This is a genomic window from Sulfitobacter sediminivivens, assembly GCF_042611115.2.
Taxonomy (GTDB): Bacteria; Pseudomonadota; Alphaproteobacteria; order Rhodobacterales; family Rhodobacteraceae; genus Sulfitobacter; species Sulfitobacter sediminivivens.
In genome coordinates this window covers 59,945-76,802 of sequence record NZ_JBHGAR020000015.1, presented here as the reverse complement: position 1 = coordinate 76,802, position 16,858 = coordinate 59,945, and the positions used below count along the sequence as shown (strand labels likewise).

12 protein-coding genes and 3 pseudogenes are annotated in these 16,858 nt (G+C 55.4%); 7 read left to right on the top strand and 8 right to left on the bottom strand.

The genetic code is table 11. From position 1 onward, the window contains the following. Positions 1–103: 103 nt before the first annotated feature. Positions 104–187, bottom strand: a pseudogene (locus tag ACEWL3_RS15050) (DDE-type integrase/transposase/recombinase); the annotation flags it as partial. Between the two features lie 188 nt (positions 188–375). On the opposite strand from ACEWL3_RS15050, the gene ACEWL3_RS15045 reads away from it, so the two are divergent. Genes ACEWL3_RS15045 through ACEWL3_RS15035 form a run of 3 tightly spaced genes read left to right on the top strand, consistent with a single transcriptional unit; the run spans position 376 to position 3,091 of the window. Continuing rightward, entirely contained in the window at positions 376–1,347 is a 972-nt protein-coding gene (locus ACEWL3_RS15045; RefSeq protein ID WP_386184219.1) for an NAD-dependent epimerase/dehydratase family protein, read from the top strand. Positions 1,348–1,360: 13 nt separating this feature from the next. Next, entirely contained in the window at positions 1,361–1,540 is a 180-nt protein-coding gene (locus tag ACEWL3_RS15040) for a hypothetical protein (RefSeq protein WP_386184216.1), read from the top strand. Between the two features lie 18 nt (positions 1,541–1,558). Continuing rightward, positions 1,559–3,091 (top strand): GMC oxidoreductase, encoded by a 1,533-nt coding sequence (locus ACEWL3_RS15035; RefSeq protein WP_386184214.1) that lies wholly within the window; start codon positions 1,559–1,561, stop codon positions 3,089–3,091. A gap of 8 nt (positions 3,092–3,099) precedes the next feature. Here ACEWL3_RS15035 and ACEWL3_RS15030 read toward each other — a convergent pair whose 3' ends face one another. The 5 genes and pseudogenes from ACEWL3_RS15030 to ACEWL3_RS15010 form a co-directional block, all read right to left on the bottom strand. Then, positions 3,100–3,852, bottom strand: a complete 753-nt coding sequence (locus ACEWL3_RS15030) for a polysaccharide deacetylase family protein (RefSeq protein ID WP_386184212.1) — start codon at positions 3,850–3,852, stop codon at positions 3,100–3,102. Positions 3,853–3,855: 3 nt separating this feature from the next. Further along, a complete protein-coding gene (locus tag ACEWL3_RS15025) occupies positions 3,856–5,304 on the bottom strand; it encodes a protoporphyrinogen/coproporphyrinogen oxidase (protein WP_386184209.1) in 1,449 nt (482 codons plus the stop codon). 50 nt (positions 5,305–5,354) lie between these two features. Continuing rightward, positions 5,355–6,281 (bottom strand): glycosyltransferase family 2 protein, encoded by a 927-nt coding sequence (locus ACEWL3_RS15020; RefSeq protein ID WP_386184207.1) that lies wholly within the window; start codon positions 6,279–6,281, stop codon positions 5,355–5,357. Positions 6,282–6,466: 185 nt separating this feature from the next. Further along, a pseudogene (locus tag ACEWL3_RS15015) lies at positions 6,467–7,181 on the bottom strand (IS5 family transposase). A gap of 261 nt (positions 7,182–7,442) precedes the next feature. Further along, a pseudogene (locus ACEWL3_RS15010) lies at positions 7,443–7,601 on the bottom strand (integrase core domain-containing protein); the annotation flags it as partial. A gap of 176 nt (positions 7,602–7,777) precedes the next feature. Between ACEWL3_RS15010 and ACEWL3_RS15005 the strand changes: the two are divergent. Beyond that, positions 7,778–9,256 carry a lipopolysaccharide biosynthesis protein gene (locus ACEWL3_RS15005; RefSeq protein ID WP_386184204.1) on the top strand — a complete coding sequence of 493 codons (1,479 nt, stop codon included), beginning with the start codon at positions 7,778–7,780 and terminating at the stop codon, positions 9,254–9,256. After that, positions 9,257–10,525 (top strand): glycosyltransferase family 4 protein, encoded by a 1,269-nt coding sequence (locus tag ACEWL3_RS15000; RefSeq protein ID WP_386184202.1) that lies wholly within the window; start codon positions 9,257–9,259, stop codon positions 10,523–10,525. Between the two features lie 50 nt (positions 10,526–10,575). Here ACEWL3_RS15000 and ACEWL3_RS14995 read toward each other — a convergent pair whose 3' ends face one another. Further along, positions 10,576–12,096: a PepSY-associated TM helix domain-containing protein gene (locus tag ACEWL3_RS14995; protein ID WP_386184200.1), complete on the bottom strand. Its 1,521-nt coding sequence runs from the start codon at positions 12,094–12,096 to the stop codon at positions 10,576–10,578. Positions 12,097–12,379: 283 nt separating this feature from the next. Between ACEWL3_RS14995 and ACEWL3_RS14990 the strand changes: the two genes are divergently transcribed. Next, the gene (locus ACEWL3_RS14990) at positions 12,380–13,363 is read left to right on the top strand and encodes a glycosyltransferase family 2 protein (protein WP_386184198.1); all 984 of its coding nucleotides are present in this window, start codon (positions 12,380–12,382) and stop codon (positions 13,361–13,363) included. Continuing rightward, positions 13,360–15,411: a glycosyltransferase family protein gene (locus tag ACEWL3_RS14985; RefSeq protein ID WP_386184196.1), complete on the top strand. Its 2,052-nt coding sequence runs from the start codon at positions 13,360–13,362 to the stop codon at positions 15,409–15,411. The genes ACEWL3_RS14990 and ACEWL3_RS14985 overlap by 4 nt, the downstream gene beginning before the upstream one ends. Positions 15,412–15,427: 16 nt before the next feature. On the opposite strand, the gene ACEWL3_RS14980 is transcribed toward ACEWL3_RS14985, so the two are convergent. Then, the gene (locus ACEWL3_RS14980; protein ID WP_386184194.1) at positions 15,428–16,741 is read right to left on the bottom strand and encodes an arylsulfotransferase family protein; all 1,314 of its coding nucleotides are present in this window, start codon (positions 16,739–16,741) and stop codon (positions 15,428–15,430) included. Between the last annotated feature and the right edge of the window lie 117 nt (positions 16,742–16,858).

Here is a 16,858-nt window from a genome sequence, read left to right as displayed (position 1 = left end):
GCTCAACGATATTGTAGAGGTATTTTGATTAAACGATATTGGTTACCCGCTCGGAGTTCGTGAACTTGAGGATGATGCTTAGCTTTTGGAGACTTGCCAATTAGCGCCGCTCTGACAGCATGAATGCAAGGTTTTGGCCGTCTTGATCGACGGCGCGGTACAGATAGGTCCATTTGCCCCGAACCTGATGTAGGTTTCGGTCATTCCAGCGCCTTGCCCATTTCATCAGATTTTTGCAACAATGTGCGATATGCATCTGAATTGTTCGGCTAGAGAATGACATTTGATGCTGTTAATACCTATCGTTTGGATGCACATGTATCTATGTGCTAATGCTGCTGCATTCGAGTGGTAATCTTTTCAGATGAGATACTTATGCAAATACTGATTACGGGTGGAGCTGGATTTATTGGGTCGCATCTTGCGGAACGTCTGATACGGGACGGGCATGAGGTAACGGTCCTTGATAATCTATCCACGGGCCGCTTGGAAAATCTGGCATCCATCGCAGATCACCCTTCTTTTACCTTCGTGCAGGGCAGTGTCCTTGATGCCGGGCTGGTGGATAGGCTTGTCGATCCAGTCGGCGCGGTGTTCCACCTGGCGGCGGCGGTCGGGGTGAAGTTGATCATGGAGCAACCCAGCCAGTCGATCGCGACCAATGTGGACGGCACCCAGAATGTATTGCGCGCGGCGGTGCGAACCAAAACATTGACCTTCATTGCGTCCAGCTCGGAAGTCTATGGCAAGGCCACCAAATTTCCATTCAATGAAGATGATGATCTGACCATTGGAGCCACGCGTATGCTGCGCTGGTCTTATGCCTGTGCGAAGACACTGGATGAATTCATGGCGTTGGCTTATGTGCGCGAAGCGGATCTGCCGGCCATCGTGTTGCGGTTTTTCAACACCACTGGGCCGCGCCAGACCGGACGTTACGGAATGGTGTTGCCGAATTTTGTAGATGCTGCGCTGGCGGGCCGGTCGATTCAGGTGCATGGCACTGGGGAGCAGTCGCGCTGTTTCAGCCATGTGGAAGATGTGGTTGAAGCGCTTGTAAGATTGCTGGATACGCCTGCCGCGCGCGGCGAGGTGTTTAATATTGGTGGAGAACAGGAAGTGACGATCCGGGGTCTGGCCGAGCGGGTGATTGCGGCCACCAGATCGACTTCGGAAATCCAACTTGTGCCTTATGAAGAGGTTTATCCGGAAGGGTTTGAAGATATGCAACGGCGACTGCCTGATGTGTCCAAGCTGCAGCGCTTTACCGGGTTCAAACCGGAGCGGTCTCTGGATGATATTATAAGTGATATCATTGCAGAGAAACGTGCTGCGCCGCAGAGTTGAGGGACGTTTCGCAATGACACCGCTCCAAAGAGTGGAAAATAAGGTTAACAGTTTTGATTGTATCATTATAATCCAGACGCTTCAGATGATCTTTGGGGCGGATCGGGCCATTACCATATTGGAACGTATTCTCAAACTGGGGGGCGGTGGTGCTGTGCACCTCGCACGGGATGACCCCGGTCGCGTGGCGTGAAGGCGTGGATGACAGACAGTGGCTGATCTTGTCATAGGTTCTGGTCCTGCTGGTATCTCTGTGGCTCGGGCACTTTTGGCGCGTGGCAGAACCGTGGAATTGCTGGATGCGGGGGCTGAACCGGAACCGGAAGTTCAGGACCGGCTGCAGGAGATATCAGGACTGTCCTCCGATGTTCTGAGCGATGCGGCGCGCGCCGCCTGGATGGGACCACAGTTTTCTGCCTCTGATGGCGAGGTCCGGCGTTATGGGTCGAGTTTTGCGATGGAGCTTGGAGAAAATACCTTTGCCGAAGGGGCCAAGTGGTTTGCCCTGCGCGCGTCCCGGGCTTTGGGGGGGTTGTCAAATTACTGGGGTGCAGCGGTGCTGCCCTATCGGCAGGAGGATATCGACGACTGGCCTGTCACGGCGGGCGATCTTGCTCCGCATTACCAGGCAGTGGCCGACTGGATGCCTATCTCAGGTCGGGGGGATGATCTGGCTAGGTTGTTTCCGGCCTTCAGCATGGCAACGGCGCGGGCGATTGCCCCGACAGCGCAGGCTGAGGGGCTGCTCAGTCGACTGAATCAGAAAGCGCCAGTACTGGCCGACATGGGTGTGCAGGCCGGGATGGCACGACAAGCCGTTGATCTGTCTTGCCGGGCTTGCGGGCTGTGCCTGCATGGCTGCCCGTGGTCGCTAATTTATTCGGCGCGCCATACATGTGTCTCGATGCGCGGCACCCCGCATTTTTCGTATCAATCGGGTATGGTTGTGCGGCAAATCTGGGAAGAGGGTGAAGGCATTTTGGTGTCTCTGGCCGATGGTCGGACACATCGAGGAGAGCGGGTGTTTCTGGCAACCGGTGTGCTGGAAACTGCCCGGATTCTGCTGGCGTCGCCGGGATTGGCGAGAGATGAACTGATCTTGAAGGATAGCCAGCAGGCGTTTCTGCCTATGCTGCATCACTGGCGGTCACCGCGGCGGCCCGATAGCCTGCCGTATCAAACACTACCCCAACTCTTTGTCGAACTGGACGACCCGGCGATTTCGCCCCGTCTGATACATGCGCAGATCTATACTTGGAATGAATATTTCGCCCGCGATCTCAGGCAGAATTACGGGCGTCTGCCCGGCATGGGGCCTATTCTGGACAGTGTATCGCGGCGGCTGATTGTGGCGCAGGCGTTTCTGCATTCCGATTTGTCCGCCTCGGTTGCCTTATCCATTGCGGGCGATGGTCGCTTGATCCCACGGCTGATCAATAATCCGAAAACGGCATCGACGATGCATGCGGCCCTTGGCCGCTACAGCCGGGCGTTTCGCCAGCTGGGCCTGATCGGGCTGCCTTTTGCCGCACGTTTGGGTGCCCCCGGGTCCAGCTTTCATATGGGAGGCAGCCTGCCGATGGCCGAAACCCCCGGCAAGGGGCAAAGTGATCTGCTGGGGCGCCCAAAGGGTGCGGCGCGCATTCATGTGGTGGATGCGTCAGTATTTCCATCAGTTCCGGCTACCACGATTACCTTTAGCGTAATGGCCAATGCGCATCGCATCGGAACGCTGGCCCCTTAAGGCGGAGATCAGGGCCTGATGAAACGCGCGGCTTGTCTTATGCTACGCAGCGTCTGACGTGTGGTCAGATACGCCGCGCCGCGGCCCGCAAGATGGGCCTGCCAGCGGGTGATCTCGGTGTAATAAAACATCTCAAGCCGGGGCAGGTCGTGGATATCCGAGCTTGGGTTTGCCACGCCCAGCCTTGTGCCCACGGATGTTGCATAATGGCGCGCCGTACACTGTCGCACAGCGTCAGAGGACGACCCGTAGGGGGGCGCGAAATGGCGGATCGGCTGGCCAAGACGCGCGCTGATGTCATGACCTGACCGCGCGACTTCATGTTCCAGGCTGTCATGATCCAGTGCTGCAAGATCAGGATGGGTGATGCTGTGGGCGCCAAACTCAACCCCCTCAGCTGCCAGGGTTTCGACCCTGTTCCAGCCCATAAGGGGCCGGGCCGGCGTGTTGCAGCCGACCCAGTTCTCGGCGCCGCCGATGCAGCCCGAGGGCAGATAGACAATCGGGCGGAAGTCATAATCGCGCAGGATCGGCCAGGCGACCTGATCAAAGTCGGTAAACCCGTCGTCAAAGGTAATCACGACGGAACGCGCGGCCAGACCCCCCGGATCAGCCAGCGCATCAAGCGATACCACCGGCAGGCCCGAGGCGGCCAATGCCTGCATTTGTGCGGCAAAGGTTTCGGGCGCGATCGAGGTTGGCCCACCCGCATCCGAGATCGAGTGATACATCAGGATATCAATCCGGGGTGCGGCGGGCATCGCCTAGTCCTCTACGATATGGGTGGCGAATACCTCGCGGTAGCGGTGCCACTTTTCGCGGTCGACCTGACCTGTCGCATCAATGCAATCGGCAGCGCCGTAAGCCATGGCAAAGGCATGGTGGGTATTGTCATGGGCAAACAACCCCTGACGGCCAAATACCAGCAGGCCATCAAGGCCCAAAAGCCAGTCATCGACAACATCAACCCGCGCCTGAAAGTCGATATCATAGACCGGATAGGCATGGCTGAGCCGCCGGGTTTCACAGCGCCGCACCGGCACAGTCACAGGCAGGCCCAATTGCCCCAGCCAGCCGGTAAATGCCTGGCCCAGTTCCGCGTCGGACATATCCCACCATTTTTCACCGGGATCGCAGGGCAATTCGGCACAGAGTACAGTAACGCCTTTGGGCTCAACGCTGGCGGAATAGTTCTTGGGCTCTGACATCCGGCTGATCGGGATTGAGGTCTCGGGAAAGTAATGGGCGTCAAATTCGGTAAACTGATCCGTTTCCAGCACCAGATACAGCAGGATCATCCCGCGAAAGCGGATCGCGCGGGCAGCTTCGACCACTTCGGCGGGGGGCTGATCAATCAGCCGCGTGAGGCCGGTCAGCGGGATGGTTGACAGGATCAGATCGCCGGTCAGTTGTTTTTCATCATCGCCGTCGCGAATGGTTACCCCGGTGATGCGGGTTCCGTCGCGGGTGATCTTGGTGATTTCGGTGTCGAACAGAAATTCGGCACCATTGGCGCGCGCGCTGTCCTGCATCGCGGCTGAAATCTGTCCAAAGCCCTTGCGTGGATAGAAAAACCGCCCGCCTGTTTCGCTGCGCAATCCCGGCATCAGGCGCAGCATTTTCATCAGGATCTTGCCGACCGAGCCACTGCCGACCCGCCGTTCGGCCAGGGTCACGGCCAGTTTTTCAGGCTCAAGCCCCCAGAGCTTGCGCACGTATGGAAAGTAGAAATGGTTCGAGATTGTCGGCCCAAGCCCGCTGTAAAGCACGGTTGAAAATGTTTCGGCCCCGGCGGGTTTCTTGCGGAACGGCTTGAGCACCATGTCGCCAATCAGCGACAGGGCAAAGGGCTTTGGCAGGCGCATCAGCGCATCCGTCAGCTTGAGCGGAAAATGGATCCACTTGCCCCCCAGCCGGATCCGTCCGTGCCGGGGCCTGAGCAGCAGGTCATCGCCCAGCAATTCCTTGACGTCGGCCAGCACCTCGGGTTCCGCTGCCGGGTGAAACCGGTGCGAGCCATAGTCGCAGATCACACCCTCGACCGGAAAAGAAGCCGAATTGCCGCCCGCCTGGGGCGCACGTTCAATCACTGTCACCTCGGCCTGACCCGAGCGGGTCAGCGTATGGGCAGCCGCCAGGCCGGCGGGGCCAGCGCCCAGGATAATGATATGAGGCTTGTCAGCGGCCCCGGTGGGTTGGGAAACATCCGTCACGTGTACTTAATCCTTTTATGCCTGTCCGGTGTAATCTGAACTGCGAATGATCAGGGTCTGAGATGCAGCCGCGAGATCATGTCGGCGATCAGCCCGAGCGACCAGATCATGATCGCGGCAAGGAACGCGAACACCGTAGTGCCGCTGAGGTTCCAGTAGGTGATATCGACGAGAAGTTTCAGCATACCCAAGGCGAAAAACATCAGCCCCAGCGGGATGAACACCCTGAGCGGGTTGAACAATGTGCTGATGCGCAGGATCAGGATGATGAAATTGAGGAAATCAACCGGCCGGATTTTCGACTTGCCGACACGTTTGCCATATTCGATCGGTGTGTAGATCATTCGCTTGCTGTTTGACGTCATGCAAAGCGTGATCGTGGTGGTGAAAGAGAAATTTTGCGGCAGCAGTGGCAAGAACGGGATCAGCTCGGATTTACGAAAGACACGGAGGCCGGAATTGAGGTCGTTGATCTTGCGCTCGGCCAGGAACGAGGCGAAGGCGAACAGAAATTTCTTGGCCGGCCGGCGCATAAACGGCACGTTCTTCATCGCAGCCCCACGGTCACCCACAACCATGTCCTGATCGCGGCACATCGCCAGCATTTTGGGCAGGTAGCGAGCTGGGTAGGTGCTGTCGGCATCCAAGATCGCGACATATTCATATTGCGCCATCTTCACCCCACGTTTGAGGCTCGCGCCATAGCCGGAATTGACGTCATTATAGGCGATAGTGGCACCGCTGTCTTCGGCCTCAGCGCGGGTTTCATCCTGGCTGCAATCATCAACCACGATGATTTCATAAGGAATGCCAAGTGGCTCAAGATGGCTGCGAACATCCTCGACCGTGCTGCGTACGGCAATTTCCTCATTATAGGCCGGGATGACCACGCTGAGTTCCATACCGGCCGTATCCGACGGGACCACCTCTTTGGTTGTGGGGCTGTCTAGTGTAGTCGGGTCTGCGATTTTATCCATGGAGGTGAAATTTCCTTATCAATCCAATAAGCTCAAACGGCTCCGATTTTGAGCGCATATTATTCGAACACACGTTGCAGATCATAGACACTAAATTTGACCAAATTCGATCCTTCTGGCGTCAAGTTTTGTACTTTGCCTATTTATCGTGTTTATTAGATGGCTTTTCTAAGGGCTGTTGACGTTCACCTGATGTGAATGATTGTAGCGGCGATCGAGATGAATGTTTTGAAGCTGGGGTCTGTTTTGCACGAGCGCATAGCTATCCCTCTGTTTTCCTTCAGTTTGCCAAAGTAGTTTTCGATCAGGTGCCGCCATTTTTAGGTGTCTTTGTCGAACTCCGCCGGGAACTTCCGGTTGGACTTCGGCGGGATGACCGGAGTGATGTCGCGATCCAGCAGGTCATTGCGCAGCCAATCCGCATCAAAGGCCCTGTCCGCCAGCAGGTGCCCGGCAGACAGATTTTGGATCAGCGTATCGGTCTCGCGCAGATCATGGGCTTGTCCGGGCATCAGGCAAAAATAGACGAGGTTGCCGAGCGCGTCCGTCAGCGCCAGTATCTTCGTGGTTATCCCCCCGCGAGAGCGCCCGATGGCCTGCAAAGTGTCCCCCTTTTGCGCCTTGGCCGGAGTGGTGAACCTTGACGATGATGCCATCGATCATGGCGTATTCGAGGTCGGTGCCTGAGGCTAATACTTTGAACATATGATAGAAAATATCTGCCTTAACCCACCTTCGGAACCGCTTGAACACAGAGTTCCACTTGCCGAATTCGTCCGGCAACTCGCGCCATTGTGCCCCAGTGCGAACGATCCAAAGGACGGCTTCCACAAACAGGCAAGGATCGCGCCCAGTTTGTCCCGGGTCAGTGGGTTTTCCAAGACAATACGGTTCGATGATTGTCTAATGCGCATCGGTCAGGACTCTTCGGGTCAAGGCTGCTCTCCTCTGTTTGCAACCTTGAGTCAGAAGTTAAGTGATTTGGGAATCCCGAACGTCAACAGCCCCTAATGTGCCCCAACTGTCTTTGCTATGACTGCTATGATACCAGTATCTCTGGATTAGCGACTATAACGAATTGAACGCCAATATGATTTTCAAACAACTAACAACGCCATGGTTTGCTGCGGCGGTGATCACCGCCGCAGTAGAACAGGTGGTTTACCAGTTGAGGTTTTGGTCTTCCTTTGACCGATTAACATATTCTGCTGGCGTCAGACCAGCGAGGCTGGAATGTGGGCGGTGGTGGTTGAAGTCGGTGCGCCATGACGCGATCAGATTGCGGGCATGGTTTAAGCTATCGAACAGGTGTTCGTTCAGCTGCTGGCCCAGATGGTCTGTGAAGGCCTTTATCCCAGGGGCCGGTATGTTGACCATTGCGGCAGAGTGAAGCGAGACGGATTTGATTGCCTCGACAGCTTTGCCTCTAACCCGCTACTGTGTAATTCAGAATGCCAGCTGTTTCATGTCGCAGCAGGGCACCATGAAGGAGTTTGATGTCATTGCGACAGAGTTTCACCAGCGGCGTTGTCTGGATGTCTGTTGGCATCTGGGTGGAGCAGGCGTTTAATTTCATTGTTTTTGCCATCCTTGCGCGGCTGCTTGGAGTCGAGGCGTTTGGCCTGTTGGCGATGGCGGCGGCCTTTGTCCTGTTTTCCGAATTCCTGGTGCGCGAGTCGATTTCAGATATCCTGCTGACCCACGAAGAGCTGTCCCCGGACCGGCTGAATTCGGTGTTTTGGCTTTTGGCGGTGCTGGGGGGCGTTTTGACGGCACTGCTGTTTTTGGGCGCAGGCCCGGTTGCATGGTTTTATGGCGAAGCTCTGGCCGGAGACTTGCTGGTCGGGCTATCGCCCACCGTCATGATGATTGCGCTGACAGCTGTTCCGGTCGCGATTTTACGGCGTGAAATGCTGTTTCGCGTGCTAGCCCTGCGGGCGGTTGTGGGGGCGGTTATTGGCGGTATCGTGGGCATTACCATGGCGCTGTCGGGGTACGGGGTATGGGCCCTGGTCGGCCAGCGGCTGGCCACGACCGCTACGAATATCGTTATGGCGTGGGGGGCGGTGTCCTGGCGGCCAGCCTTCAGCATCTCACGCGACCATATCCGGGAGGTTCTGAAATTTGGCCACCGAATCATCGGACTGCGCGCCGCGGAACTGGCGGCGGTACAATCGCCAGCAGTGATCATCGGGGCGCTTATGGGCCCCACTCAGGCGGGATTTTACGCCATAGCCTGGCGGGTTGTTGAGATTACCTCTTTCCTGCTGATAACGCCGTTTCGGACTGTCGCTCAGCCTGCGTTTGGCGCGATGGCACGGGAAGGTGGGGAGGCCTCAAGTCTGCTGATAGATTTGATGCGGTTGACCGGATTTGCGGCCTTCCCGGCTTTTGCGGGGTTGGCCGTTCTGTCTGAGCCGATCCTGGTGTTGCTGTTTGGTCAAAAGTGGATTCCGGCCGCGCCTGTGCTGAGCCTGATGTCCATATTCGGTATGTATCTATGTATCGAGAAAGTTCAGCAAACTTTTTGTCTGGCAGCGGGCCAGGCCGGCAGGCTGGCGGCCCTGTCATGGGTCGAGGTATTGCTTGCCACCGGGGCTATCGCGATTGCCTCACCCTATGGGTTGACGGTAGTCACGGCGTCGTTTGTTGCAGTCTTTCTGATCATTTGGCCCCTTAAATTTGGAAATCTGGCGAGTATAGCAGAGCAGTCTACCCTAACGTTGGTGCAGCTGCATTTTGTTCCACTTATACTGGCAGTTGTGATGGCTGTTGCCGTTCAGGGGGTTGTAATATCTCTGGGTGGTTGGCCTCAGGTGGTGGTGTTGCTACTTGGTACGATTACAGGTGTCGTGATTTATGTCTTGCTGGCTTTTCTGTTTCAACGGGACAGGTTTCATCTTCTGATGCTGATGATCCGACCGAGAGCAGAACCTCACGAGGCAGGGACAACCCCTAACAAAATTGAGGGATAGATGATTTCATTACGCATTGTGATGTTTACGACATTTTATCCACCCTATTCCTTTGGTGGAGACGCGATCGGCATACAGCGTATGGCCCGAGCGCTTGCCGCACGCGGGCATGATGTAACGGTTGTGCATGATGAAGATAGCTATCTTATTCTGGGGGGGCGGCCACAGGCCGAGGGGGCACCGGACGGTGTGCGCCGAGTCGGGTTGCGCAGCCGGCATGGGATATTGTCGAATCTTCTGACACAGCAGGTCGGGTACCCGGTCATCCATGCGGCCCGCATTCGCGAGATCCTTGATGAACGAAAGCCCTATATCATTTGGCACAACAACACCTCACTGATAGGGGGCCCCGGCCTGTTGCCGATGGGGGAAGGGCTGAAGATTTATGAGGCGCATGAACACTGGCTGGTCTGTCCGACCCATGTCTTATGGCGTCACGGGCGCGAGCTGTGCGACAAGCGCCAATGTCTGCGCTGTGTTCTGAACTATCGCCGCCCGCCGCAGCTTTGGCGTTATACCGGTGCGCTTGACCGGGCGCTGAATCACATGGATCTGATCATTGCCAAGAGCGAATTCAGCCGCGCGAAGCATCGTGAATTCGGGCTGAGACAGGACATGGAAGTTTTGCCCTATTTTCTACCCGACCTACCCACACTAGCCGAGCCTTATACCGGTCATCCCAGCCCCTATTTCTTGTTTGTTGGGCGGCTGGAGAGAATCAAGGGCTTGCAAGATGCCTTTCCAGCAATGGACCGCTATCCTGATGCCGACCTTCTGATCCTTGGGGACGGCGATTACGCGGGTGAACTGAGGCAGCTGGCAGCAGGAAACCCACGAATTAAGTTTCTTGGCCGCAAACCCCCGGAAGAGCTTGACGCGTATTACCGCGGTGCGCTTGGCTTGATTGTGCCTTCGGTTTGCTATGAGACTTTCGGGATCATCCTGATTGAAAGCTTCCGACTGGGAACGCCGGTGATTGCCCGGCGGCTTGGTCCGTTCCCCGAGATCGTGGAACGCTCCGGGGGTGGGGTGCTGTTTGAAACAGAAGATGAGCTTGTCGCAGCGATGCGTAGCTTTCAGGATGGCAGCGATACCCGCAGCCGGATGGCCGGGGCGGCACGGGCAGGGTTTGAAACGCTTTGGCGAGAAGATCAGGTTCTGGCGCGGTTCGGGGCGGCCTTTGCCCGCGCGGCACATGGGGCAGGGCAGACAGAGCTTGCCCATGCCCTTGAGGGGGGGGCGTTTGAAAACGGGGTGGCTGTCAGCTGATTATGCTGTGCTTCCCAGCGGGGACAGGGGCTCAGGCGGGATGGAGGGACTTACCATATTGGCTTACCCAAACGGAACGTAACGGTCTTTTCTCCGCCATCGGCATTGTGCAGGCGGGCGGAGATTTCGTTCATGGTGTTACTGGGCTGTATTGTGAAACGCGCGCGGGCCTTTTCGCCATTGAGTTCCAGATCAAGTGGCTGAAAATCAGCGCCGTTTATCTGCACCAAGGCAGCGGCAACCCCGGGCTCGATAATCTTCAGTTCGATATCAAGCGGAGTGTCGCGCCGCAACGGCCGGGTCAGAATAAGGCGAGCAACACGTCCTGACTGGTTCACGGGATGCACCGCAACCTTGCCATAAGATTCAGGGCCATAGCGCTGATAGGCGGTTGCGATAATCGTCAGTAAGATCAATACATATACCCAACGGGTAAGGCCCAGACCGCGCCAGATACGCCTCGGTGCGCTGACGGGGTTGGTGTCTGTCGAAGCAGAAGCGATGCGGGTGGCAAAAATAAGGGCTCCCGTTAATGAGACCCCAGTTGCCACAAAGCCAAACAGTACCCACAGCCCTAGGGACAAAGCTCCACCCCAAGTGCCAAAATGCAGCATATGCATCAGGCTCTTCAAGCGTTTCAAGCCGCCGTCGTCATTTGGGGTAAAGGCACCGAGCACATCAAATGTTACCGGATCGATGGTCACTGTGCTGGGGCCGCGGAGCCAAGAAAATATTGGCTGATGCCCAATAAAACTGAGCCCCTCAGATTTGCGCCCGGGCAACCCGAGGCCAATAGGTTCAAACCCGGGAAGCGCGGCGCGGGCGTGCTCTTCGGCCTTGTCGATTACGTCCCGGCCAAAACCGGCAGGTAGCGCGGTTTCGCGAGCGGATGCGGGCGCAGGATGAGGTGTTGTGCCTTCGAAACCAAGCGCGCCGAGCAGAAAATAGAAACTGGTCATGGCGATCAGCAAGATCAGAGGCAGCGCCCACAGGGCTGTCAGCCGATGGAGCCCGCCGATCCAGTTTCTGTGGCCACCAGTGCGGCTTGGCCAGCGAAAGAATCCTTTCCAGAACCGACGGTAAGTGATCAGTCCGCTGATGATCTGGGTCAGCAGGATAACCGAACTGGCCGAGATCAGTATGAAAATTGGCTGTTTGGTGGTTAGAAAGGTGTCGTGCAGATCGCGTAGAATATTACGAAAGCCAACCACGCGCGTTTCTTCAACCAAGTCACCGGTTACAGGGTTTGTCCAGAAACTGACGGATTCGCCCCAAGCCGTTGTGGCAAAGGCCCGGTCCACAAACCATGGTGCCGACTCTTTGGAAACGAACCAGATGGTCGCTCCGGGCCGGGCGTCCTTGATGCCTTTATAGATGTCTCCGAAACTCGCAGTACGGTCTTCCGAGTCTATTGTTGTCCAGACATTCGGCTGGGCGATTGATTCCAGCTCTATACCCACAACAAGCAGTGCCCCGGTCAGAAACATGAAAGTAAAGAAAACCGACAGGTGTAGGCCCAGCCAGGTATGTATGGTGAATACCCTATTGCGGAATTTGCGGGGTGTTTGCATGGCTGGTCCTCATAAATGTCCCCGTTTGTATGATGCGGGTGACCAAATTGTTCGTTTCGCCCTTACTAAACGCAGGCCGAACAAGGGAAATAAGGGCCATCAGAGCGTTGAGATGTCAACCGGTTCGGGCTAGAGGGTGTGGCCACAAGTGTATGGTATGATAGAATACTTCTCGTGACCGAATAATGTCGGGAATCAGAGCGCTGCAGATTGATATACTTGGGGCGGATGAAATTTGACGCTCCGGAAGTGGTGTTTGTCGGTTGCTATGCTAGGGTATGATATGAAAACAATTTCCGTGGTTTCTCCTTGTTTTAACGAAGAAGATAATGTGGCAAATTGCTACGAGACCGTGAAGGCAATCTTCGATGAAGAGCTGCCGGGTTATCGGCGGGAGCATATTTTTATTGATAATGCGTCCGATGACGGGACCGTCGAGATTCTCCGCAAGATCGCTGAAACCGACCCGGATGTGAAAATTGTGGTCAATGCTCGGAATTTTGGGGTATTCCGTTCAACTTTTAACGGTCTGCGCTATGCAACGGGCGATGCGGTTATCGTTATGTTGCCGGTTGACCTTCAGGATCCGCCGGAAAAAATCCCCGAATTCGTGGAATTGTGGGAAAGTGGATATGACGTGGTTGCAGGAGCCCGCAGCACCCGCGAAGAAGGCTTCACGATGCGCGCGGCGCGCGGCATATTCTATACAATCGTAAACCGGCTTTCGGATGTGTCTCTGGAACCGTCAGTTGGGGAATTTCAGTTGATTGACCGCAAGGTCCTGAAAGCGGTGCTGTCGCATAATGACCACCATCCCTATATCCGCGGAATCATCGCAGCCTGCGGATTTCGCCGGATCATCGTGCCTTATACCTGGCGGGCGCGCAAAAGTGGTTTATCCAAGCATAATGTGATGGCGCTGACCGACCAGGCGCTGAATGCAATTTTTGCGTTTACCCGAGCTCCGATGCGGTTTTGTACGATCAGTGGGCTGGTGATCGCATTTGGTTGTATCCTCTTTTCCATAGTTTCCGCGCTGCTGTATTTCATTGATCCGGTTCAGGCACCGCGCGGGACGACAACAATTATCGTGTCGCTGTTCTTTCTGTCAGGCATCCAGATGCTGTTTATCGGAATGCTGGGGGAATACATTACTTCGATTCACAATCAGGTGCGTGGCGGCCCGATTGTGACTGAACAGGAACGGATCAATATCGAAGGGCCCGCCAGAGATCCGGCAGTAGCACGGGAAGAACTGGCGTCATGACCATAAGAGTCCGCCTGGGGCGGCGGGCGGCGGCTGTTTTCTGGGCATGTATCTTTGGGTGTCCGGTCTTGGCGGAAAGTGCGCCCAAAACCCATGCCACAACCGAAGAACTCAGTCTCTGGTTTGCTGTTATGGCGCTGGCGGGGCTTTCGTTCATGATTGTGTTATGGCGTCGGGGGCAGGGTCTGTTTGGGTTGCTTGGAGCGCTTTTTCTGCTGGGAAGTTCAGCCCGGCTATGGCTGACGGAACCCCTATGGTTTCCACGACTTGAGATATCGCTTGGGACGCCGGAAAACTTGGTGATGCTGGCTGTATTGACCCTGCAGGCACTGGCCACATGTTTTGTGCTGATGCGCCAGTATGTACCGGGGGTACCCGGGGATATTCTTGCGGATCTGGGCAAGATACGTGTCGTTTTTCTGGCAGGGATTGTTGCAGCGCTTTCAGTTTCAGCAACACCCTATATCGCTTATGGCCATTATGTGCCTTATGCTTTGCAGATTGGTGTGGGCGGAGCGATATCTGTTCTACAAATCACGACGCTGATTGCACTCATTGTCGTTGCCGGACCAAAGACGGGACCGCACCTTCCTGTTGGTGTTCTGGCGATCTTTGCGACATTTGTCAGCGCGGCACTTGCCTGGACGGTTTTTGATCGTGTTCCTCATGTACAGGACGAACTGGCCTATCTGTTTCAGGCCCGGACATTTGCGCACGGCGCGCTTTGGAGCCCGGCACCTGTGGAAGGCGCGCGGGCGGCACTGGACTATTATCTTCTCGATATTCGCGGCGATCAGTGGCTTAGCGTTACGGCCCCCGGCTGGCCAGCGGTTCTGGCAATTGGGGTGCTTGCGGGTGTGCCATGGCTGGTCAACCCGGTTCTGACCGGCCTATCTGTTCTTCTGGTGCACGACATCGTCCGGCGTACCGTCAACCGGAACCGTGCCGATCTGGTGGCCCTGCTGATGGCGACCTCACCTTGGGTGCTGGCAACTGGTGCTTCGCTGATGACGCATTCAACCGCGCTTATCATGGCCCTTTTGGGCTGGTGGTGTCTGCTGCGCGCGGGCAGGGGTTCAACCCGGCGGGATGTTATTTTGGGGCTTTGCGCCGGGCTGGCCTTGGGCTGGATGTTTGTTACCCGCCCGCTGGATGGGGTGATCGTAAGCGGATTGACAGGCCTGTGGTTGTTGCGCCGACTACCGACGGGGGTAGGGCAGGTCGTGGCCTGTGCGATGGGTGGTATTCTGACCGGATCGGTCTATCTGGTGTGGAACCAGGCTGTGACCGGGGAGTTGCTGCTGGCACCTCAGGCCGATTATCTGAGTCGTCTCTGGCCTGATACAGCCAATACTTTCGGATTCGGCGCAAATGTGGGCCCACCAGATAAAAGCTGGGGCGCGCTTGATATATGGGTTGGCCATAGCCCGGCTGAGGCGACACTCAGCCTTCTGAATGGTTTTGTGGCGCTCAATACCGAGCTTTTGGGGTGGACCTTTGGGTCGCTTGTCCCAATCTGGGCCTTGCTGCTTTGGCACCGTAGGTTGACCGGGTTCGACCGGGCGATGCTGGTGGTATTTCTAGTAATTGTTGCAACACTTTTCTTCTATTGGTTTACCGGGACATTCTATATCGGTCCACGCTACTGGCATGTTGCGCTGTTGCCAGCCCTTGTTCTGTCTGCGGCGGGGGTCGAAGAGATTGCCCGCTGGATGCCGGAGCACCATCGCGGCCGTTTCGGATATGTGGTCTTGATGTTATGCGTGGTTTCCCTGATCAGCTTCATGCCGTGGCGCAGTATATCGAAATATCATGGATATGGGGGCTATACGGGTGACATAAGACGGCAGGGGGTGGCAGAAAACTGGGGCCATGCGCTGGTCATCGTGTCCACCGAAGGGAATGTGGGTTCGGCACTATATCTAAATGATCCGTTCCTGTCGCCCGACCAGCCAGTTTTTGTTCGAGACCTGGGGTCCGATGGCAACGCAGCCACGATAGCAGCTTTCCCCGACCGCGAGGTTATCTATGTCAGGAATGAGAAATAGGAACGGTTCTTACTGCTCAGGAGCATGACCAGTCTGATACCTTGAAAAAGGATTTTGGCAGGATAGAAGCATCGTGCATCCAGGTGATATGTTCGTCATCATATCGGTTGACCCATTCCCAGATAATCTTGTCTAAACTATCTACTTGAAAAACCCGACCACCTTGCGCTTCGGTCACCAGAATGGAATCGTCGGGTTGCATCTGATGTGTTGCGCGTTCACGGGAATAAAAATACGTTTCGGGTTGTCCGCCATAGACAACACTCGTTTCATTAGTGGCCGGGTTTATCCGGTAAATATGGCTTCCGCCTTGGCGCTTTCCGCTATCTGTCTCATCAGTATTATTATCATAGAGTGTGATTGTGCCATCTGGCTGAAAATCAGGATCGTGCTGGCGGATCCAAGGACCTATATGGTGCCACTTGATTTTTTGCATCGCCGCGTCGACCACTAGGATCATATTGCGATTGCGCACCGACAACAGCAGATCACCCGTATCAAACATGGGGAAGGCCGGTGCAAGTTCGGGTGATAGCTCCTCGACCTCATTGAGATGAAATTCACCATTGACCCAGGTCTCGGCTTTTCCGGTGGATGTCAGTATCGACTGATAGTTGTTTTCCACGAAGAGCTCGGTTAGTTTTTTGGATTTTTTCAGAGTGCCATCCGGGCCAAAAGTAAAGATCAGATCCTCCCAGTAGTCGCCGTCATAGGGCCAAAGAACATTGCCCGTTTCTTCATCAACATATTCACCGCCAGAAATAACAATATCGCCGTTGAACATGAAATTGGGTGAATGGTGGGTAATAAGTTCGGTCTGAGCCCATAGGGGTGTGGCACAACGGTCCAGCTTGATCATACCGCAGCTTTCAAAGCTGAGCACGATTGAGCCATCCGGCTCAATGATGGTGCCGTGCGGGATAGCGTTCCATTCCGTTGCTGGTGGATTTCGGCAGAATGAGGGGTCCCCGACTGTATCAAACAGGCTGACAGGCCATTCATTGATGATTGTTCCATCCCGCTCGATCAAACGGACTCCGTTGTGATCTTTGAAAAATCCCGACAAGAGCAGATAATCTTCGGATTGTGTTGGAAAGGTATTAATCGTTACACCTTCGCCGTCATACCGTGCTTTTCGTAAAAAGTGGATTGGTTTGGATTTCATCAGATTTGGCAGCTCTTTGATTACCAACCGGGCTTGATCAAAGGTACCATAAACAAGCTCATGAAGCTGATTGCGATGATGCCCGGAATATAATCCAACCAGAAATATAATTCCAAGCAATGCAGTGGTCGAGATGACCCGGAAGACCAATTTTGAATTACGCATTTGACTACTTTAAAACCTTATGGGCACGTTGTAGCAATTAACAGCTTGAAGGGTCAATAACAGGAGGCGGAACTGCAGTCGGGTGCAAAAAGGTTCCCAGCTAAGCCAGTCACATGG